The 19,338-nt window shown below is 72.5% G+C and carries 17 protein-coding genes; 10 read left to right on the top strand and 7 right to left on the bottom strand.

Annotated features, from left to right (window positions below):
• The first annotated feature begins 1 nt into the window (after position 1).
• From D7W82_RS16540 to D7W82_RS16530, 3 genes are all read left to right on the top strand, one after another.
• Entirely contained in the window at positions 2–1,474 is a 1,473-nt protein-coding gene (locus D7W82_RS16540) for a CHASE2 domain-containing protein (RefSeq protein ID WP_120619279.1), read from the top strand.
• Between the two features lie 130 nt (positions 1,475–1,604).
• Positions 1,605–3,434, top strand: a complete 1,830-nt coding sequence (locus D7W82_RS16535; RefSeq protein ID WP_120619278.1) for a diguanylate cyclase domain-containing protein — start codon at positions 1,605–1,607, stop codon at positions 3,432–3,434.
• A 202-nt stretch (positions 3,435–3,636) separates the two neighbouring features.
• Entirely contained in the window at positions 3,637–4,668 is a 1,032-nt protein-coding gene (locus tag D7W82_RS16530) for an LLM class flavin-dependent oxidoreductase (RefSeq protein WP_120619277.1), read from the top strand.
• Here D7W82_RS16530 and D7W82_RS16525 read toward each other — a convergent pair.
• From D7W82_RS16525 to D7W82_RS16505, 5 genes are all read right to left on the bottom strand, one after another.
• Positions 4,619–5,119: a DUF6232 family protein gene (locus D7W82_RS16525; protein WP_147439357.1), complete on the bottom strand. Its 501-nt coding sequence runs from the start codon at positions 5,117–5,119 to the stop codon at positions 4,619–4,621. The two genes, D7W82_RS16530 and D7W82_RS16525, sit on opposite strands and share 50 nt — an antisense overlap.
• Positions 5,112–5,477, bottom strand: coding sequence for a DNA-binding response regulator (locus D7W82_RS16520; RefSeq protein ID WP_120619275.1), 366 nt, complete (start codon positions 5,475–5,477; stop codon positions 5,112–5,114). Before D7W82_RS16520 ends, D7W82_RS16525 begins: the two co-directional genes overlap by 8 nt.
• A 114-nt stretch (positions 5,478–5,591) precedes the next feature.
• Positions 5,592–7,025 carry a HAMP domain-containing sensor histidine kinase gene (locus D7W82_RS16515; protein WP_147439356.1) on the bottom strand — a complete coding sequence of 478 codons (1,434 nt, stop codon included), beginning with the start codon at positions 7,023–7,025 and terminating at the stop codon, positions 5,592–5,594.
• A 106-nt stretch (positions 7,026–7,131) separates the two neighbouring features.
• On the bottom strand, positions 7,132–8,496 hold the full coding sequence (locus tag D7W82_RS16510; RefSeq protein ID WP_370451012.1) for a sigma-54-dependent transcriptional regulator: 1,365 nt from the start codon (positions 8,494–8,496) through the stop codon (positions 7,132–7,134).
• A complete protein-coding gene (locus tag D7W82_RS16505; protein ID WP_120619273.1) occupies positions 8,474–10,606 on the bottom strand; it encodes an ATP-binding protein in 2,133 nt (710 codons plus the stop codon). The genes D7W82_RS16510 and D7W82_RS16505 overlap by 23 nt, the downstream gene beginning before the upstream one ends.
• A gap of 199 nt (positions 10,607–10,805) precedes the next feature.
• Here D7W82_RS16505 and D7W82_RS16500 point away from each other — a divergent pair, with 199 nt between their 5' ends.
• The 5 genes from D7W82_RS16500 to D7W82_RS16480 are packed head-to-tail and all read left to right on the top strand — an operon-like array spanning position 10,806 to position 15,426.
• A complete protein-coding gene (locus D7W82_RS16500) occupies positions 10,806–11,507 on the top strand; it encodes a TetR/AcrR family transcriptional regulator (protein WP_120619272.1) in 702 nt (233 codons plus the stop codon).
• On the top strand, positions 11,504–12,304 hold the full coding sequence (locus D7W82_RS16495) for a CoA transferase subunit A (protein ID WP_120619271.1): 801 nt from the start codon (positions 11,504–11,506) through the stop codon (positions 12,302–12,304). Before D7W82_RS16500 ends, D7W82_RS16495 begins: the two co-directional genes overlap by 4 nt.
• On the top strand, positions 12,301–13,047 hold the full coding sequence (locus D7W82_RS16490) for a CoA-transferase subunit beta (RefSeq protein WP_120562776.1): 747 nt from the start codon (positions 12,301–12,303) through the stop codon (positions 13,045–13,047). Before D7W82_RS16495 ends, D7W82_RS16490 begins: the two co-directional genes overlap by 4 nt.
• Before the next feature lie 48 nt (positions 13,048–13,095).
• The gene (locus D7W82_RS16485; RefSeq protein ID WP_120619270.1) at positions 13,096–14,133 is read left to right on the top strand and encodes a zinc-binding dehydrogenase; all 1,038 of its coding nucleotides are present in this window, start codon (positions 13,096–13,098) and stop codon (positions 14,131–14,133) included.
• Between the two features lie 42 nt (positions 14,134–14,175).
• Entirely contained in the window at positions 14,176–15,426 is a 1,251-nt protein-coding gene (locus D7W82_RS16480; protein ID WP_120619269.1) for a hydroxymethylglutaryl-CoA synthase family protein, read from the top strand.
• Positions 15,427–15,753: 327 nt separating this feature from the next.
• Here the strand turns inward: D7W82_RS16480 and D7W82_RS41555 are convergent, their stop codons facing one another.
• The gene (locus D7W82_RS41555; RefSeq protein ID WP_233587658.1) at positions 15,754–15,933 is read right to left on the bottom strand and encodes a hypothetical protein; all 180 of its coding nucleotides are present in this window, start codon (positions 15,931–15,933) and stop codon (positions 15,754–15,756) included.
• An 85-nt stretch (positions 15,934–16,018) separates the two neighbouring features.
• Here D7W82_RS41555 and D7W82_RS16475 point away from each other — a divergent pair, with 85 nt between their 5' ends.
• Positions 16,019–17,041 carry a ferritin-like domain-containing protein gene (locus D7W82_RS16475; RefSeq protein WP_233587656.1) on the top strand — a complete coding sequence of 341 codons (1,023 nt, stop codon included), beginning with the start codon at positions 16,019–16,021 and terminating at the stop codon, positions 17,039–17,041.
• An 81-nt stretch (positions 17,042–17,122) separates the two neighbouring features.
• Positions 17,123–18,526 (top strand): ferritin-like domain-containing protein, encoded by a 1,404-nt coding sequence (locus tag D7W82_RS16470; RefSeq protein ID WP_120619267.1) that lies wholly within the window; start codon positions 17,123–17,125, stop codon positions 18,524–18,526.
• Between the two features lie 4 nt (positions 18,527–18,530).
• Here the strand turns inward: D7W82_RS16470 and D7W82_RS16465 are convergent.
• Positions 18,531–19,338: isopenicillin N synthase family oxygenase (locus D7W82_RS16465; RefSeq protein WP_147439355.1), on the bottom strand; the 808-nt coding region annotated here is incomplete at its 5' end.

Raw genomic sequence — 19,338 nt, 5'->3', positions numbered from 1 at the left:
GATGACGCTGCCTGCTCGCGGTCCCAGGTCCCCGTGGCTGTCCTCCCCCGCCCTGCCTCGGTGGCTGGGCGTGGGCGTGGGCCTGCTGCTCGCGGTGGGCACGGCGGTGACGGGCGGGGCGCCGGGCCCGGGCGAGCGGGCCCTGTACGACTTCGCGGTGAGCCGGCTCCTGCCGCCGCTGCCCCCCACCGCGGACCTGGTGCTGGTGGAGGTGGACGACCGCGCGCTCGCGGCGCTGGGCGAGCGCTGGCCGCTGTCGCGCGCCACCTGGGCGAAGGCCTTCCAGGCGCTGGCGGCCTACCGTCCCAACGCGGTGGTGGTGGACGTCCTCTTCGACGCGCCGGAGTCCCGCGACGCGCTGGACCTGGGCGAGGACGTGCTGGAGCAGCTGCGCGCGACAGGGCTCGTGGACACGCCCGCGGGCGCGTCGCTGGCCCGCGACCTGGAGGCGCGGCTGTACGCGCAGGACGGCGACGCGCGGCTAACGGAGGCCTTCTCCGGGATGGGCACCGTCATCCTGGGCAGCATGGCGCTGGACGAGGACACCGGCGGCGTGCCCGTGGCGGGAGATCCGCTGACGCCGGTGCCCCTGGACGCGGACCGGCTGAGGCTGGGCGCGAAGGGCCTGTCCACGAACCTGGCCCCGCTGCGGCTGGCGGCCTGGGGCAGCGGGATGTTGAACGTGCTGCCGGACGAGGACGGCGTCATCCGGCGCTATCCCTACGCGGTGCGGGTGGCGGGCAAGGCGTGGCCCTCGCTCGCGCTGGCGACGGCGCTGCGCCTGTGGCCGGAGCGCTCGGAGGCGCTCCTGCGTGTGGCGGCCACCGACGACGGCGCGCCCCTGATGCGGCTGCCCGCGCCGGACTGGCTGCCGCGCGTGAGCCTGGCGGACGTGCTGGCCGCGGGGCCGTCCTCGGTGGGGCTGGACCTGACGCTCCGGCAGAAGACGGTGTTCGTGGGCGTCACCGCCACGGGGCTGCATGGCCAGAGCACCCTGCCCGGCCAGCTCGCGGTGCCGGGCGTGGAGATCCACGCCTTCGCGATGGACAACCTGCGCACCGGCCGGGTGCTGCGAGCCACCTGGCCCGCGGCGATCCTGGGGCAGGTGGAGACGGCGCTGGTGCTGGCCCTGCTCCTGTGGCGCAGGGGCCGCGCGAGGAGCCTGGGCGCGGTGGTGGCCCAGGCCTCGCTGCTCATCGTCGGGCACACGGTGTTCGTGGGCTGGCTCCTGGCGGACCCGGGCTGGGTCGTGCCGCTCCTGCCCGCCGTCGTGGGTGTAGCGCTGGTGACGCTGGCGGAGGCCGTGGCGCGCACCGGGGATCTCCAGCGGCAGAGCGGCGCCCTCAAGCGCCTGTTCGGCCGGTTCCCCCGCGAGACGGCCTCCGCGCCTTCCGAAGCCGTCAATGCCGGCGCGGCTCCGGGCACGGCGGACCCCGGGGCCTCACGCTCGCTGCCGGGTAAGCCCCGGTCCTGACGCGGGCGCCGACGCTCGTGGAAACCCCCGAGCATGACTCGCACCGTCGGCCCATGGACGAGCGGCCCTCATCTGGACAAAGGGCCAGGGTACGCAACGGCGACACGCGTGGCAGCATGGGTGGACCCACATGTCCCGCTACGCCCTCATCGCTGAACCGGATCGCCACCGCGCCGCGGGCCTGCTCGCGCTCGCACAACAAGAGGGGCTGGAGGGCGTGGTGGCGCGCGACGGCGCGGAGGCCCAGGAACTGGTGCGTCTGCGGGGTGCTCCCACGCTGCTGGTGACGGATCTGGCCCTGCCCCGGGTGGACGGGTTCGCGCTGCTGGCGTGGCTGCGGGGCCGCTCGGATGCGCGCCACACGGCGGTGATGGTGGTGACGGCGTTCGACGAGCTGCGCGTGCGCGCATGGCAGCTCAAGGACGCGCTGGGCATCCACGCGCTGCTCAGCCGGCGCGCGGGGCCGGAGGCGATGCGCGACGGTGTGAGGCGCGCGCTCGCGGGTCAGCTCGCCGGCCACGGCCAGCTGGAGCTCAACGCGGACGAGGAGAAGCGGCGGCTCGCGCGCATCGACGATCTGAAGCTGGTGGACCCGAGCCTGCCCGAGCAGGAGCTTCAGGACCTGGTGGCGGAGGTGGCGCAGGCCTTCGGGGTGCCCGTCGCGCTGCTGACGTTGGTGCTGGGGGACAAGCAGTGGTTCAAGGCGCACGTGGGGCTGCCCGCGGCGCTCGCGAAGGACCGGGGCACGCCGCGCGACTGGGCCTTCTGCCACCACGTGGTGCAGGGCCGCGAGGCCCTGGTGGTGCCGGACGCCACGCGCCACCCGGTGTTCCGGGACAACCCGCTGGTGCGCGACGGCATCGTCGGCAGCTACGCGGGCGCGCCGCTCATCACCTCCACCGGGGACGTGCTGGGCTCGCTGTGCGTCATCGACACGCGCCCGCTGATGCTGGGCCCCGAGGACCTGGCCGCGCTGCGGGAGCTGGCGGGCCGCGTGGCGGAGAACCTGGAGCACACCTCCGCGCGGGGCCTGCCGCGCCCCATCACGCCGAGGCCCCAGGGCGCTCCAGAGCCGGTGCTCACGGAGGCGGCGGCGCTGGCGCTGGTGCGCGAGGCGGTGAGCGCCCTCGAAGTGCCGGTGCTGGTGGTGGCGCCGGGCCGCAAGCCCTTCGCCGCCAACGCGGCGCTGGCGGAGTTCCTGGGGCTGCCGGAGGATCGGCTGTCGGGCATGGCCTTCGATTCGCTGTGCCAGCACATCGCGAGCCTGACCGCGGACCCCGGCGGCACGCTGCGGCAGCTGGACCTGGCGGCGGAGAGCTCGCGCGGGCTGCACCTGACGCTGTCGCTGGAGCGGCCCCGTCAGCGCGTGGTGCGCTGGGTGGCGCGGCCCTTCCTGGTGCCCGGGGGCGTCGCGCAGCTCCTGTCGCTGATGGACCTGGGCATCGGCGCGGACCTGAGGGGCAAGCGGGAGCAGCTCTTGCGCCAGGACGCGCTCACGGGGCTGGACACCCGGCGCGTGGGCGAGGAGCGGCTGGCCAAGGAGATTGGCCGTTGCCGCCGGGAGGGCCTGCCCACCAGCCTGCTCCTGGTGGACCTGGTGGAGCTGGGCGCCGTCAACCGCGCGCGCGGCCATGACGCGGGCGACGCGGCGCTGCGCGAGCTGGCCCGGCACGCGGAGGGCCTCTGTCCTCCCCCAGGCTTCGTGGTGCGCTGGACGGGGGACACCCTCCTGCTCGCGCTGCCCGGAGCGGACGCCGTGGCCGCGGAGGCCGCGCGTCAGCAACTCCACGACGTGCCCGGCCAGCCCGCGTGCGTGTCCATCGCCGTGACGGTGCAGGGCGAGGAGGATCCGCACGGCACCCTGGACCGCGCGCACGCCGCGCTGGTTCGGGCCAAGGCGGAGCGCAAGGCCCCCCCCCGCGCGACTGAAGAGCAGCCTCCCGGGCGCGACCGCCCGTAAACCTGTCCGACAGTCGGACAGGTTCGAAGGCATCGGCCCCCCCGGGCGCGCCTGGCGACAAGCCAGGCTGATGGGTGGGATGGCCTCCGCCTGGAAGGCCGGAGGGCCCGAGCGCCCGAGCGGCGCGTCAATGCCGTGAAAACCCCGGGGGCCCTGGCTATCGAAGGGCTTTTCCGCCCCCCGTGGCGCGAGGGTCCCCCCGATGATCCCCTTCTCCGTCCTCGACCTGTCCCCCGTCATCTCCGGGGGCGACGCCGGCCTCGCCCTCCACAACAGCCTGGACCTGGCCCGCCACGCGGAGAGCCTGGGCTACAAGCGCTTCTGGCTGGCCGAGCACCACAACATGACGGGCATCGCCAGCGCGGCCACGTCGGTGGTCATCGGGTACGTGGCGGGGGGGACGAAGACGATTCGCGTGGGCGCGGGCGGCGTCATGCTGCCCAACCACGCGCCGCTGATCATCGCGGAGCAGTTTGGCACCCTGGAGACGCTCTACCCCGGCCGCATCGACCTGGGCCTGGGCCGCGCGCCGGGGACGGATCAACGCACCTCCGCCGCCCTGCGCCGGGGGCTGGGCGGCGCGGACAGCTTCCCGCAGGACGTGGTGGAGCTGCAGAACTACTTCAAGGAGGCCACGCCGGGGCAGGCCGTGCGCGCGGTGCCGGGCGCGGGCCTGCACGTGCCGCTGTGGCTGTTGGGCTCCAGCACCTTCAGCGCGCAGCTGGCCGCGGCCCTGGGGCTGCCCTTCGCGTTCGCGTCGCACTTCGCGCCCGCGCAGATGATGAGCGCGCTGCACCTGTACCGCACGCAGTTCCGCCCGTCGGACGTGCTCCAGAAGCCGTACGCGATGATTGGCGTCAACGTCTTCGCCGCGGACACGGACGCGGAAGGCCAGCGCCTCTTCACGTCGCTGCTCCAGGCCTTCATCAACCTGCGCCGGGGCCGGCCGGGCCCGCTGCTGCCGCCGGTGGACAGCATGGACGGTCAGCTCAACGAGATGGAGCTGGCGGAGATCGAACACATGCTGGCGTGCACCGTGGTGGGCTCGCCGGACAGCGTGCGCGAAGGCCTCCAGTCCCTGCTGGAGCAGACCGGGGCCGACGAGCTGATGGTGACCGCGCAGATCTTCGACCACGCGGCGCGGCTGCGCTCCTTCGAGATCGTCGCGCAGGTGCGCGAGCAGCTCACGGCCGCTGACACGCGGCCCGCACCGTCCCCGCAAGCCGCGCGATGAGCTGGGCGTCGTGGCTGCCGAAGACGCGGCGCGAGCCGCCCGGCAGCCCCAGCACCAGGTAGTGGGTGTCCTCCACCACGAGCAGCGCGGCCATGGACGCGAAGAGGCCCAGCGCGGTGAGGCCCAGGCCCGCCTCGTACGCCCCCTTCAGCGCCGACACGCTGACGGACAGCCAGGACAACAGCGGCAGCCCCAGCGCCGCGGCCAGGCCCACCGCGAGCAGGTAGGGCCACACCTTCGGGGTGCGGCGCGCGGTCTCCACCTGGAGCACGTCGCGCAGCGCCCAGCTCTGGCCGCCCACGACGAGCCGATCGCCGGTGACGCGGACCTGGCCGGCCTGGAAGAGGGAGGTCTCCCCCGCGTCCGGCACCGGAGCCAGCGGGCGGCGCTCCGCCTCACGCAGGGGGACAACGGGACGCAGCACGGTGACGACGGCCATCGGTTCACCCATGGGGGGTCTCCAACAGAGGGAAGTGCGAGCGCAGGAGGGCGCGAAGCTCATCGAGCGGGCGGCCCAGCGCGAAACATGCCCGGGCCCCCTGACACAGGGCGCGGGACACCAGGCGCTCGTCCGCGAAGGGCAGCAGGACGACGACGGGCGCGGTGGCGGCGCAGTCCCGCGCGTGCGTCAGCACCGGGAGGATGGCCTCCCCGCGCTCCACGTGCGCCAGCACCAGGTCCGGCCGGGCCGCGTCCCCCGCGTCCAGGAACAGGGCGATGCCCAGGTCGCCCAGCACGTCCGCCAGCAGCGACGCCAGGGACTCATCCGCACCGAGCAGCAAGGCCCGGGTTGTGCGCAGGGACGCCACGGCCCCACGTCACAGCAAGCTACATGCCGGAACCACCGTCCCCAGGGGCCGCCGAGTGATCACCCGAGGACCGTGGCAATCCGCCAGCCCCCCGTGGCGCATTGCCACGCCGGCCTAGTTCAGGGGGCTCGTGCCTGGAATGTCGTATGGCGGCGGGGGGGCGTCCCAGGAGGAAGAGCCCGCCCGCGGCAGCTCGAACCAGAACGTGCTTCCCTTCCCGCGCGTGGACGTGACACCCACCCGGCCCCCGTGCCCCTCCACCAGCTTCTTGACGGTCGCGAGCCCCAGCCCGAGCCCTTCGGCGATGGCGCTGCTCCCCTTGACGCGGAAGTAGGGCTCGAACAGGGAGGGCAGGAGCTCCGGCGTGACGCCCGGCCCCGTGTCGCTGACGCTGGTGCGGATGAAGCCCTCGGCGTCCTCCACGCGGAGGGTGACCCGCCGGGTCGTCGCATCGCCCATGTACTTGATGGCGTTGCGGATCAGGTTGCCGAGCAGGCTCAGGTAGACGCCGGTGCTGCAAGCCACCAGGACCGGCGGGACGGGCTCGTGACGCAGCTCGATGCCGGCCTGCTCCGTCTCCGCCGCGAAGCCGCCCAGCAGGTCGGCGATGATCGCCCGGGGTTCGGCCCGGGCTCCGGGATCCGGCCGGGCTCCGGAGCGGGCGAAATCCAGGAGCGCTCCGGTGATGACATCCGCCCGCGAGAGGCTCCGGATGACGCGTTTGAAGGGCGCGCGCGAGGACTCCTCCGGGGCCTTGCGCAAGCCGAGCTCCGCGGCCATCCGGGCCGAGGACAGCGGGTTCCGGATGTCGTGCGCGACGCGGCCCGCGAACTGCTCCAGCTCCTCCGCTCGCGCCTCGACGAACTTCGTGTGCGCGTCCGCGAGCGCGCGGCGTCCTTGCAGCTCGCGATAGAGCAACCACGCCACGACCCCGGCCAGGATGCCGCACACCGCGTGGAGGCTCGCGCTCAGCCACACGGCCTCGCGGCGCGCTTCACGGATGCGCTCCGCCAGCTCCCGTCCCCTGACCGCGTTCCATTCGATGGAGCGCGTGATGTTCTCGAGGAGGGTCCGGCCCGGGGGTTCGACGTCCTGTTCGAACAGGGCCCCCTCCGCCCCCTCCCGCATGGCTACCGCGTCCGCGCGGGCCTGCGTGACCGCGGCTTCGAAGCGCGACCACGACTCCTGCACGTCCTGCCTCACCGCCTGCTCGCCCGGGAGGGCCGTCAGGCCCAGGTACTCGCCAATGCCCGCCCTCGCCTCCGACAAGGCCGTCTCCAGCTCCCGGTCCAGCTCCCCCCGGTGCGTCGGCTCGTTGATGAACCGGGCGAGGACCAGCTCGGCCTCCAGCACGGCCCTGCGGACGAGCGCGAGGTGCTCGATGCTCGGCGCCGAGTTGTAGATGATCTCCTTGGAGAGATCGCTGATGACCGCGGACGATCGCTGGACGATCAGGCTGGTCGCGAAGAAGCTGCCCACGACGGCGGCGAAGGCGAGGAAGAGCAGCTTCCACAACACTTCGGTCCCGGCGGGGCGAGGCGTGGGCATGCCCATTCCATGGGCTCCCGCTGCCCCCACGGCAACCCAGCGGAGGCTTTCCCGCAGACGTTCGTGCGGCCGCCCGGATGCCAGCCTGCACGAGGCGCAAGCCCGCTCACCGCTCCCGCTCGCGGCGATGGATGGTGGACACATCGATGCCCAGCAGCTCCGCGGCGCGGGTCTTGTTCCCCCCGCAGTGCTGGACCATCCAGTGGATGTACTCCCCCTCCAGCTTGCGCAGGGTCCACACGCCCTCTTGCGCCTGGGCGAGCGGCGCCGCCGGCTCCGGCACCGGCGCGTGGGGCCGCAGGTCCTCCAGCGTCACCGTCTCCTGGGGCACGAGCACCACCAGCCGCTCCACCAGGTTCTCCAGCTCGCGCACGTTGCCCGGCCAGGGCATGGCGCCCAGCGCGGCCACCACCTCCGGTGACAGCGACGCCACGCGGGAGCGCGGATTGCGTGTGCGAGAGCGGGCGGTGAAGTGCTCCACCAGCTGCGGGATGTCCTCCCGGCGCTCCTTCAGCGAAGGCACCCGCAGCGTGACGACGTTGAGCCGGTAGAAGAGGTCCGCGCGGAAGCGCCCCTCCCGCACGCGCGCCTCCAGGTCCTGGTGCGTGGCTGCCACCACGCGCACATCCACGGTGCGGCTGGCATCCGAGCCCACCGCGCGCACCTCGCCGTCCTCCAGGATGCGCAGCAGCCGCGCCTGGAGCTCCGTGGGCATGTCGCCAATCTCGTCCAGGAACAGCGTGCCGCCGTGCGCCTCCACGAACAGGCCGCGCCGCACGGACGTGGCCCCGGTGAAGGCGCCCTTCACGTGGCCGAACAGCTCGCTCTCCAAGAGCGGCCCCGGCAGCGCGGTGCAGTTGACGGCCACGAAGGGGTTGGACGCGCGCGGTCCCTCGACGTGGAGCGCGCGGGCCACCAGCTCCTTGCCGCTGCCGCTCTCGCCCCGGAGCAGCACCGGGGCCGCCGCGTGCGCCACCCGGTCGATGAGCTCGTACAGCCCGCGCATGGGCGCGCTCCTGCCCACCAGCGCGCCCAGGCCGGCTCTCTCCTGCGACGCCTGCTTCAGCGCCCGGTGCTCCGCGCGCAGCCGACGGTCCTCCAGCGCGCGGCCCAGGTACAGCCGCACCTCGTCCAAACGGAAGGGCTTGGTGAAGTAGTGGTACGCGCCCCGGCGCATCGCCTCCACGGCGCTCTCCACGCCGCCGAAGGCCGTCATCAAGAGCACGGGCAGCTCCGGGTCCACCGCGCGGGCGGCGTCCAGCACGTCCAGCCCGTCCACCTTCTCCATGCGCAGGTCGGTCAGCACCGCGTCGTACACGCGCGAGCGGATGAGCGTCAGCGCCTCCTGCCCGCCCGTGGCCAGGTCCACCGTCCAGCCCGCGTCGGCCAGCGGCTCCTGGAGCATGCGCCCCATCTCCACGTGGTCGTCCACCACGAGGATGCGCGCGTCAGACGGCAAGTCGCTCGGCATTTCGTTCCTCTGGGACGGCGCGGGCCACCGGCCACAGCACGGTGACGCGGGTGCCCTGCCCCGGCGTGCTCTCCAGCTCCACCCGTCCGCCGTGGTTGCGCACGACGTGGGCCACCATCGTCAGCCCCAACCCCGTGCCCTGCCCGCGCTTCTTCGTCGTGAAGAACGGATCAAACACCTGGTTGAGGCGCTCCTTGGGAATCCCGCACCCGTCGTCGCGCACGGTGAGCGCCACCAGGCCCCACGTGCCCTCCTCCGGGCCCGCCAGCGCGGAGGCGGTGACCTCCACCCTGCCGCCCTCGCTGCACGCATCGCACGCGTTGAGCGTGAGGTTGAGCAGCACCTGCTGGAGCTGATCCGCGTCCGCCGCCAGCGCGGGCACGGACTCCGGCACGTCCACGCTCAAGCTCACCCGCCGCCGCTCCGCCTCCACCTGCAACAGCTCATGCACGCTCCGGACGAGCGGCCCCAGCACCACTGGCCGCACCATCGCCGGTTGCAGGCGGGAGAAGTCCAGCAGCTGGCGCAGCGTGCGGCTCACCCGGTCGATCTGCTCGACGATGACGCCCAGCCCCGGCCCTTGAGGGTGCGAGGGCCCCAGCTTGCTCTGCACGTACTCCGCCCGGCCGCGCACCACGCCCAGCGGCGTGCCGATTTCATGCGCGATGCCCGCCGCCAGCACGCCCACCGTGGCCAGCTTCTCCGCGCGCAGCAGCTGCGTCTCCAGCGCGCGCACGTCGCTCAGGTCCTCCACCACCAGCAGCGCGCGCGTCTCCTCCTTCGGGTCCTCCGCGGTCAGCGGCACCGCGTGCAGGTTGTACGTGCCCTCTTCACCAAAGAGCGCCAGCGGTTCGCCCAGGAGGCTCAGCGGCCGGTCCTCCTGCCGCGCGGACGCCACCAGCGCGGACAGCCGCTCCATCACCGGCGCCGGTGCCCCGGGGAACGCGGACGCCAGCGGCGCACCCGTCACGTTGCCGGGCACGCGCGAGCGCAGGGCCTGGTTGACGGCGCTGATCCGCCCGTCCTCCGTCAGCGCGAGGACGCCCGTGGGCAGGTGGTCCAATATCTTCCGCGTCCGGTCATGGAGCGCGGCGAGCTGGGCCGCGTGCCGGCGGCTCTCCGTCAGCGCCACCGCGCGCCGCCGCGCCAGCACCACGTACACCGCGAAGGCCACCAGGAAGAACGCCACCAGCGCGCCCGCGCCCAAGAGCCGCACCACCAGCGACTGCTCGTGCGAACGCAGCGCCGCGGTGGACACCAGCGTCGCCACCGCCCAGTGGCTGCCGCCGCGCATGCGGATGGGCGTGTAGACAGCCACCACCTCCGAGCGCCCCAGCCCCAACCGCTCCGCCTCCTGTTCGGACAGGGGCAGCATGCCGCGCGCACCGGCCTTCAGCCGGGACACCAGGAACGCGAAGCCCGGCACCCCCGAGTCCTTCTGGCTCGCGCGGCCGAACCACTCCGCCAGGACCGGATCGCTCGCGGGCGTGGGCTGGCCGTGCGTGCCCACGAGCAGCATCCGCGCCTCCAGGTCCGAGGTGACGATGCGCAGCGGCGCGAAGAACGTCTCCGTGTCCACCAGCACCGCCACCGCGCCCTCGGGCTTGCCGTCCGTCGCGGGCAGCGCCGTGGCCAGGATGCGCAGCCAGCCGCCGTTGGCCGCGTCCAGGACGGGCGACGTGGTGAGGTCCCCCGGCGGACGCAGGAGCGCGCGGCGCGCCGTGCCGGCCATCTCCGCCACCAGCCCCTCACGCGACACCTGCGGGTCCGGCTTGCGGTCCAACAGCAAGAGTTGCTCCGCGCCGTCGCCGTCGTACGCCGCGATGGCCTTGTACTGGCCCACCGCCTCCAGGAGCGCGCGCAGCTCCCGCCGGTGCTCCGCCAGGCTCCCCGGCTGGGACATCAGCTCGCCGGCGAAGCGCAGGTTCTTGCCCACCTCCTCCAGCGAGTCCGTGACGCCGCCCACCGCCTCGTCCAGCTGCTTCTGCCGGTCCCCCGCGAACTGCTCCACCAGGGTCGTCCGGCTGCGCTTCACGAGCGTCCAGACCCCCACCCCCACGCTCGCCAGCGCGGCGCACAAGAGGAGGATGGGCAGGAGCGTGGACCGCATGGACGACCCGCAACCTAACCCGCTGGGTGGTCCCAAGTCCTTGTTTCCAAAAGCTTTTGTCCCACCTGCCCTCCGGTACTTGCCCGTTGACGGACCGCGTCGCCGAGTGCTACCTACCGGTCGGTAGGTGAAGTGACCTACCGGTCGGTAGGTGGTTTCAGCCCGGCAGGAGCAGGCAGGCCGGCGAGGGAAGGCACGCATGACACCCACGGGGCGCAAACCGGACGAGGGCGAGCGGTACAGGGCCATCCTGGAGACGGCGGCGCGGCTCATCTGCGAGCGCGGCTACGAGGGCACGTCGATGCAGGAGATCGCCGCCGCGTGCCGGATGACCAAGGCGGGGCTCTACCACCACATCCAGAACAAGGAGCAGCTGCTCTTCGCCATCATGAACTACGGGATGGACGTGTTCGAGGAGCAGGTCCTCGCGCCCGTGCAGGACGTGGCGGATCCGGTGGAGCGGCTGCGCCAGTGCATGCGGCAGAACATCCACCTGGTGACGAGCGGCCGCAGCAAGGAGGTCATCATCATCCTCCACGAGCACGCCACGCTCACCGGTGAAGCGCGCGAGTACATCGACCGGCGCAAGAAGCGGTACGTGAAGTTCCTGGAGGACTCGTTCGCGGAGGCCAACCGCCTGGGCCGCCTGCGCGGCGTGGTGGACCCCACCGTCGCGGCCTTCTCGTTCCTGGGGATGATCCTCTGGGTCTACAAGTGGTTCAAGCCGGACGGGCGTCTCACCGAGGAGCAGATCGCCGACGGCATGGTGGAGCTGCTCTTTCCCTCCGCCGCGTCGGCCGCGGGCGCCCCGGCCCCTTCGGCGGAAGACGCGCCCGCGCTGCGCATGGTGCCGCGCGCCGCTTCCGGGTCCAGCTCCGGTCCTGGAGGAGAGCCCCAGTGAACCGCGCCCGTTGGAGTTCCCTGTCGGAGGCGGTGGCCTCCATCCCGGACGGCGCGTCGCTCGCGGCCGGCGGGTTCATGCTGGGCCGCGCGCCCATGGCGCTGGTGCTGGAGCTGGTGGCGCAGCAGAAGCGAGGCCTGCAGCTCATCTCCCTGCCCAACCCGCTGCCGGCGGAGTTCCTGGTGGCGGGCGGGTGTCTCAAGCGCGTGGAGCTGCCCTTCGGCGCGCTGGTGCTGGAGAACCGCGTGCGGCCCCTGCCCTGCCTCAAGCGGGCCATCGAGGCGGGCGACATTGAGTGGCGCGAGCACGACGGCTACCGCGTGGTGCAGCGGCTGCGCGCGGCGTCCATGGGGCTGCCGTTCATCCCCGCGCCGGACGCGGACGTGTCGGAGCTGGCGGAGGTGGACGCGCCGCGCACGGTGGAGGACCCGTTCACGGGCCGCCGCGTGCCGGTGGAGCCCGCGTACTACCCGGACGTGGCGCTCATCCACGCCCGGGCGGCGGACGACAAGGGCAACCTGCTGATCGAAGACCCCACCACGGACCTGCTCGTCGCGGGCGCGGCGAAGCGGCTCATCGCCACGGTGGAGGAGCGCGTGCCCAGGCTGTCGCGCGTCACCATCCCCGCCTTCCAGGTGGAGCGCGTGGTGCTCGCCCCCGGCGGCGCGCTGCCCACGGGCTGCCTGGGCCAGTACCCGCATGACGACGCGATGCTCGCGGCCTACCTGGCCGCGGCGGATGCGGGCGACGCGAAGGGCTTCCTCATGTCGCTGCGCGCGACGCGGAGCGCGGCATGACGACGACGACGGTGGACGCGACGCCCGCGGAGACGGTGGTGTCGCTGCTGGCGCGGGAGATTGAAGACGGCTCGGTGGTGGCCACGGGCGTGGCGTCGCCGCTGGTCATCCTGGCCATCGCGGTGGCCCGGGCCACGCATGCGCCGGGGCTGACGTACCTGGCGTGTGTCGGTTCGTTGGATCCGGCGCTGCCGGAGCTGTTCCCCTCGTCGGAAGACCTGCGGTACCTGGACGGCCGGTCCGCGGAGGTGAGCATCGCGGACCTGTTCGACCACGCCCGGCGGGGCCGGGTGGACACCGTCTTCTTTGGCGCGGCGGAGGTGGATCCGGCGGGCCGCACCAACATGACGGCGTCCGGCAGCCTGGACAAGCCGCGCACCAAGTTCCCCGGCGTCGCGGGCGCGGCCACGCTGCGCCAGTGGGTGAAGAACCCGGTGCTGCTGGTGCCCCGGCAGTCCCGGCGCAACCTCGTCCCCCAGGTCCAGGTGGCCACGACGCGCGACCCCAGCCGTCCGGTGCGGCTCATCTCCGACCTGGGCACGTATGAGCTGGGCGGGCCCCGAGGGGCGCGGCTCTTGGCGCGTCACCCCTGGGCCACGGTGGACGGCATCTCCGAGCGGACCGGCTTCGAGTTCGCGGTGCCGGACGCCCTGCCCGTCACCTCCCTCCCGGACGCGCGCACGGTGTCGGCCATCCGCGCGCTGGACCCCCGCAACCTGCGCGACGCGCTCGTCGGCGGCTGAAACACATCTCCCCATCCTTCAAGCAGCAGCACGGAAGAGAGGCACCGCATGGAAGCCGTCGTTCTTCGCCAGTTCGGGAGTGCAGAGAACCTGCGTCTGGAGACCGTGCCGTTGCCCCGGCCGGGCAAGGGCGAGGTGCTGCTGAAGGTCCACGCGTGCGGCGTCTGCTACCACGATGTCATCAACCGCCGCGGCAACCTGCCCCGCACGCACGTGCCCGCCATCCTGGGGCACGAGGCCGCGGGCGAGGTGGTGGAGGTGGGCCCGGACACGGTGGGCTGGAAGGTGGGCGACCGCGCGGCGACGCTGCAGCGCATGTCCTGCGGCGAGTGCGCGCTGTGCCTCTCCGGCCGCAACAGCCTGTGCAAGACGGACAACCGCTTCTTCGGCGAGGAGCTCCAGGGCGGCTACGCGCAGTTCATGGTGGCCCCGGTGCGAGGCCTGGGCCGCGTGCCGTCCGACCTGCCCTGGGCGGTGGCCGCCACGGTGTGCTGCACGCTGGGCACCGCCGTGCACACGCTGCGCACGCGGGCGAAGGTGAAGGCCGGTGAGACGGTGCTCATTACGGGCGCCAGCGGCGGCGTGGGTCTGGCCGCCGTGCAGCTGGCGAAGGTGGACGGGGCGCGCGTCATCGCCATCACGTCCGGCGAGGCGAAGGTCGCGGCCCTCAAGGAGGCCGGCGCGGACGAGGTGATTGTCTCGCGCGGCCTGGACTTCGGTTCAGAGGCGCGCAAGCGCACGCAGGGCCAGGGTGTGGACGTGGCGGTGGAGATCGTGGGCAGCGCCACCTTCGATCAGACGCTCAAGGCCATGGCGCCCGGTGGGCGCGTGGTGGTGGTGGGCAACCTGGAGTCGGGGGTGGTGAACCTCAACCCGGGGCTGGTCATCGTGAAGGAGCTGGAGATCCTGGGCGCGTACGCGACGACGCGCGAGGAGCTGGACGAGTCGCTGCGGCTGACGGCCAAGGGCCTCATCCGCCCCTTCGTGTCGGAAGAGGTGCCGCTGGCGGATGCGGGCCGCGCGCACTTCCGCCTGGAGAACCGGGAAGTGGCGGGCCGGCTGGTGCTGGTGCCCCCGGCGGCGTGAGGCCGTCTGGATTCGTGACCTTTTGACTTTGAGGAGCTCCCCATGAAGAAGCGGGTTGGAATCGAAGCGCTGGCGGTGGCGGTCCCCCGGCGGTACGTGGACATCGAGGACCTGGCGCGGGCGCGCGGCGTGGACCCGGCGAAGTTCACCGCGGGCCTGGGCGCGAAGGAGATGGCGGTCAACGACCCGGGCGAGGACTCCGTGTCGCTGGCGGCCACGGCGGCCGCGCGCCTCATCCAGCAGCAGGGCGTGGACACGTCCAAGCTGGGCATGCTGGTGGTGGGCACGGAGACGGGCGTGGACCACTCCAAGCCCATCGCGTCACACGTGCACGGCTTGCTGAAGCTGCCTCGCGGCATGCGCACGTTCGACTCGCAGCACGCGTGCTACGGCGGCACGGCGGGCCTGATGGCGGCGGTGGAGTGGATTGCGTCCGGCGCGGGGGCGGGCCGCTCCGCGCTGGTGGTGTGCACGGATATCGCGCGCTACGGCCTGAAGACGGCGGGCGAGCCCACGCAGGGCGGCGGCGCGGTGGCGCTGCTGGTGTCGGAGACGCCGGACCTCTTGGCGGTGGACGTGGGGCTCAACGGCGTGAGCACCGCGGACGTGTACGACTTCTGGCGCCCGGTGGGCCGGCGCGAGGCGCTGGTGGACGGGCACTACTCCATCACCTGCTACCTGGACGCCATGGCGGGCGCGTACCGGGGCTGGCGCGAGCGCGCCATGGAGCAGGGGCTGGTGCGGTGGGACTCGAAGCTGCCCAGCGAGCAACTCTCTCGCATCCTCTACCACGTACCCTTCTGCAAGATGGCGCGCAAGGCGCACGCGCAGGTGCGGCTGTGCGACCTGGAGGACTCGGGCAGCGGGCCGGCCACGCCCGAGGCGCGCGACGAGGCGGCGAAGTCTCAGGCCAGCTACGACGCGCAGGTGGCGAAGTCGCTGGGGCTGAACGCGCGCGTGGGCAACGTCTACACGGCGTCGCTGTACCTGGCGCTCGCGGGCCAGCTGCACGCGGAGGGCGCGGCGCTGGCGGGGCAGCGCATTGGCCTCTTGTCCTACGGCAGCGGCTCCTGCGCGGAGTTCTACTCCGGGGTCGTGGGTGAGAAGGCGGCGGAGCGCATGGCCCGCGCGGACCTGGACACGGTGCTGGCGAAGCGCGAGCGCGTGTCGGTGGAGGAGTACGAGCGGCTGATGAACCTGCCCTACGACGCGCCGGAGGCGATTGCCCCGGAGCCGGGCACGTTCCGGCTGGCGGAGATCCACGAGTTCCGCCGCAAGTACGCGGGCGCGTAAGGCCTCGGCGCCTCATGTGAAGCACCTATGGGCGATGCGCGCTTCCCGGCGTGCATCGCCCGTCTGCTTTTCATGGGCACGGTCCCGGACCGGTTTGATAGGGTTTGGGGACAGCGCAGGGGCCGGGCTGCCGACACGGGGGTCGTCATTGAATGCGGAGCGATTGCGGCGGCTGTTCGCCAGGGCATTGAAGGCATCGCTGGCCACGCCGCTTGTGATTGCCGGATGCCACGGCGAACGGCACGTGAAGCCGGACGTGCCCACGGGCCTCCTGGCGACGAACTACCGCCGGATCCGAGGGTGCGTGGACGCTCCGTTGAGAGAGGGCTACTCCTTCCCCGACCCGGTCCCCAGCGTCGACCGGGCCTGGATCGTGCCCGCGCCAGACTTCGTTGAATTGAGGAGGTACTCGTACACCTGGGAGTTCGTCGTCAACATGGCGCAACGCCGGCCACTCAATGGACGCTTGCGCACCTCTTCCAACACGTCTCGGAGCACGGGATTCAAGCCTGTCTTCTCCACGGGAAACGTGTGCGAGACCGCCGTCGACAAGGAGGCCTGTTGGGAGGTGCTCCAGGCACAGGACGGAGGCATGAAAGGCTTTGCAGCGGATTGCCGTGGGTTTCCCAAGTCCGAGTGCATTGCCTATTACCTCGTGACGACCCGGGGCGACGAGGTGAGGGTCTACAACACGATGGACTCCCTCAGGCAGGCGCTGGGCACCATCGACCGGGCGGAGGAGGCCGCCCTGCTGGCATTCGCGGCGGGCAACAACGTCTGCTCTCCCACCGAGTTCCCTCCAGCGGTCGGCGTCAACCCCGACGAGGGCTTCACCATCCTGGTCCAGCATGGCCACGACTGTGGTCCAGGGACATGGTCGGCCCGGAAGCCGGTGCGCGTCTCGTCCTCGGGGGAGGTCGTCGAGTACGAACCCATCATCGTCAAGTACGGTGATAGCGGCTGCTATCCCGGCAGAAGGCCCGTGGGACTCCAGGAGGCACGGGCCGAGGGCCACGGGGACGCCCGGGGCGCCTGGTTCGCCAATGCCGCCCGCCTGGAGGCTGCGTCCATCCACGCCTTCCTGCGCCTGCGCGAGGAGCTGGCCCTGCACGGTGCGGGTCAGGCGTTGCAGGACGCGGCGCTCGCCAGCGCTGAGGACGAGGTCCGGCACGCGGAGGTCACCACCCGGCTCGCGCGTCGCTTCGGGGCCGAGCCTCCCCTGCCCTCCGTGGCCAGCGTGCCGTTGAGGTCCTTGCGCGAGGTGCTGCTCGACAACGCCGTGGAGGGGTGCGTGCGGGAGACCTACAGCGCGCTGCTGGCCCACCATCAGGCGCTGCACGCGGAGGATGCGGAGATCCGCGAGGCCATGGCGCGCATCGCGGAGGACGAGACGCGCCACGCGGGCCTGTCCTGGGACATCGACGCGTGGGCCGCGCCCAGGCTGTCCGAGGAGGAACGCTCCGCCCTTCGGGAGGCCCGGCGTCAGGCGCTGGCCGTGCTGCGCGCGGAGATGGCCGTGCCGCTGGACGCGCGCCTCTCCACGGAGGCCGGGCTGCCTTCACCGGCAGTGGCCCTGACGCTGTTGGACTCGCTGGAGCAGGAACTGTGGGCCTGAGCCGGGCCATGTCCCAATCCGCCGGGGTCGCGTGTCCAAGGGGAGCGGGCCCGGTGCCCGCGTCTTGCCCTTGAGGGGACCATGAACGTGGATCGGCTGCGGTTTCTCTTCTCCCGTGCCCTGCGGGTCTCCCTGGCCACGCCCCTGCTGCTCACGGGATGCCACGGGGAACCCACCGTGGAGCCTCCGCCGAAGCCAGAGCCCACGAAGCCAGAGCCCACGAAGCCAGTGCCCACGAAGCCGGAGCCCATCGACCTGAGCCAGCACTCGGACGTCGCGTGCGAGAATTATCTCCCTGCCCTCACCGGGCTGGCCATCGAGCCGGCTCCGGATGCGCTCCAGCTCCGCGTCGTCAACCACCGGACCCTCCCCCATGACGTCCAGCTCGTGACGTCGGAGGGCGAGCCTTGCGCGACGGCGTCGGATCCCCAGGCGTGCCTGGAGCGCATCGAAGCGCTGGAGGTGACTCGCGGCTTCCCTCGCCTCTGTGGCTACAGCATGGAGTGCGTCGAGGGCTTCTTCGTCACGACCCGCGGCGACGAGGTGACGGCGTACACGACCGCGGACGCCGTCAGGGCATTGCTGGGCCGCATTGACACTCCGCAGGAGGCCGCGCTCCTGGCCTACGCCTCGGGCTACGCCCTGTGCGGCCATCCGGCCTATGAGCGCGGGAAGGTGCGGGCCCTTCCCGACGGGACCTTCAGCGTCGTCAGCATCCAGGACTACGACTGTGAAACGAACGTGTACGAGACCCGGCACGACCTGAAGGTCACGCCGTCCGGTGTCGTGACGGAGGAAGGCAAATTCCCCCTCAAGGAGGGCACGCCCGACTGTGTCGTCGGCCGCAGGCCCGTGGGACTCCAGCGCGGCCAGGCCGGGGACTGCGAAGACGCCAGGGGCGCCTGGTTCGCGAACGCCGCCCACCTGGAGGCCGCCGCCATCCACGCCTTCCTGCGCCTGCGCGAGGAACTGGCACGGCATGGCGCAAGCAGTGAGCTGCAGAACGCGGCGCTCGCCAGCGCGGAGGACGAGGTCCGCCACACCGAAGTCACCCTGCAACTGGCCCACCGCTTCGGCGCCACGCCAGTACCGCCCGGCGTCACCGCCCTGCCGCTGCGGCCGTTGAGCGAAGTGCTGCTCGACAACACCGTGGAGGGCTGCGTGCGCGAAACCTATGGCGCGCTGGTGGCGCACCATCAGGCATTGCACGCGCGCGACCCGGAGATCCGCGAGGCCATGGCGCGCATCGCCGACGACGAGACCCGGCACGCGGGTCTGTCCTGGGACATCGACGCGTGGGCCACGCCCGGCCTGTCCACCGGGGCGCGGGCCGCCCTCCACGAGGCCCGGCGGCAGGCCATCGCGGTGCTGCGCGCGGAGGTGGCCGTGCCGCTCGCCCCCGAGCTCATCGCAGACGCGGGGCTGCCATCGCCCGAAGTCGCGGCGGCGCTGCTCGACTCGCTGGAGCAGTCGCTCTGGGCCTGAGGCGCTACAGCACTTCCGCGCGCAGGTCGGGGAACACCTTCCCCACCTTGCCGAGCAGGTAGTCCGCATAGGTGCCCTGGAAGCGGTGCACGCTCTGGCCGTCCCACCGCTCCGCATGGTCGTCCGAGCCCGCGTCCTTCAGGGCGGGCGAGTCGATGGCGCGCACCTCCGCCGTCCAGTCCGGATCGAAGAAGAACGGCAGCGACAGCCGGTCGCGGCCCGCGCGGTTGAGCACCCGGTGCGGCGTGGAGCGGTACACGCCGCGCGTCATCCGGTCGAGCATGTCGCCGATGTTGCACACGAACGCATCCTCCACCGGAGGAGCGTCCACCCAGCGCGTCTGCCCATCCTGGCGGGTCTTCACCTGGAGCCCGCCCGCGTCGTCCTGCTTGAGGATGGTGAGCACGCCGTAGTCGGTGTGCTCGCCCACGCCCCACACCGGCAAGCCCTGCGCGTCCACCTCCGGGCCCGGCGGGTAGTTGAAGATGCGGAACAGCACCGTCGGATCCGCCATGTACCGGGTGGCGAAGAAGTCCGCCTCCAGGTCCAGGCTGAGCGCGATGCCGGACATCAACGCGTGGCCCAGCGACGTCAGCGCCGCCATGTACGCCAGCACCGCGCCGCCCAGCCCCTCCGGCTTCAGGGGGAACAGGTTCGGTCCATGCAGCGGAGTGCCGGCGCGCACACGGGGATCGTCCGGCGGCAGCTCCGTGCCGAAGTACAGCCCCTCCTTGCGGTCCGGCCGGCCCGACGTGAGCTCCCCGCCCACGGGGAAGAAGCCCCGCCACGCCCTGCCCCCGAGCGCCATGCGC

The sequence above is a fragment of the Corallococcus sp. CA049B genome, from assembly GCF_003611685.1.
GTDB classification, from domain to species: domain Bacteria; phylum Myxococcota; class Myxococcia; order Myxococcales; family Myxococcaceae; genus Corallococcus; species Corallococcus coralloides.
The sequence above is the reverse complement of the archived record's forward strand: the minus strand, read 5'-3'. Positions and strand labels throughout refer to the sequence as shown.

Bases quoted from the DNA above. Each gene is read 5' to 3' on its own strand.
- D7W82_RS16540 (WP_120619279.1), top strand. From the start codon at position 2: ATGACGCTGCCTGCTCGCGGTCCCAGGTCCCCGTGGCTGTCCTCCCCC.
- D7W82_RS16535 (WP_120619278.1), top strand. From the start codon at position 1,605: ATGTCCCGCTACGCCCTCATCGCTGAACCGGATCGCCACCGCGCCGCG.
- D7W82_RS16530 (WP_120619277.1), top strand. From the start codon at position 3,637: ATGATCCCCTTCTCCGTCCTCGACCTGTCCCCCGTCATCTCCGGGGGC.
- D7W82_RS16525 (WP_147439357.1), bottom strand. From the start codon at position 5,119: ATGGGTGAACCGATGGCCGTCGTCACCGTGCTGCGTCCCGTTGTCCCC.
- D7W82_RS16515 (WP_147439356.1), bottom strand. From the start codon at position 7,025: ATGCCCACGCCTCGCCCCGCCGGGACCGAAGTGTTGTGGAAGCTGCTC.
- D7W82_RS16510 (WP_370451012.1), bottom strand. From the start codon at position 8,496: ATGCCGAGCGACTTGCCGTCTGACGCGCGCATCCTCGTGGTGGACGAC.
- D7W82_RS16505 (WP_120619273.1), bottom strand. From the start codon at position 10,606: ATGCGGTCCACGCTCCTGCCCATCCTCCTCTTGTGCGCCGCGCTGGCG.
- D7W82_RS16500 (WP_120619272.1), top strand. From the start codon at position 10,806: ATGACACCCACGGGGCGCAAACCGGACGAGGGCGAGCGGTACAGGGCC.
- D7W82_RS16490 (WP_120562776.1), top strand. From the start codon at position 12,301: ATGACGACGACGACGGTGGACGCGACGCCCGCGGAGACGGTGGTGTCG.
- D7W82_RS16485 (WP_120619270.1), top strand. From the start codon at position 13,096: ATGGAAGCCGTCGTTCTTCGCCAGTTCGGGAGTGCAGAGAACCTGCGT.
- D7W82_RS16480 (WP_120619269.1), top strand. From the start codon at position 14,176: ATGAAGAAGCGGGTTGGAATCGAAGCGCTGGCGGTGGCGGTCCCCCGG.
- D7W82_RS16475 (WP_233587656.1), top strand. From the start codon at position 16,019: ATGAAAGGCTTTGCAGCGGATTGCCGTGGGTTTCCCAAGTCCGAGTGC.
- D7W82_RS16470 (WP_120619267.1), top strand. From the start codon at position 17,123: ATGAACGTGGATCGGCTGCGGTTTCTCTTCTCCCGTGCCCTGCGGGTC.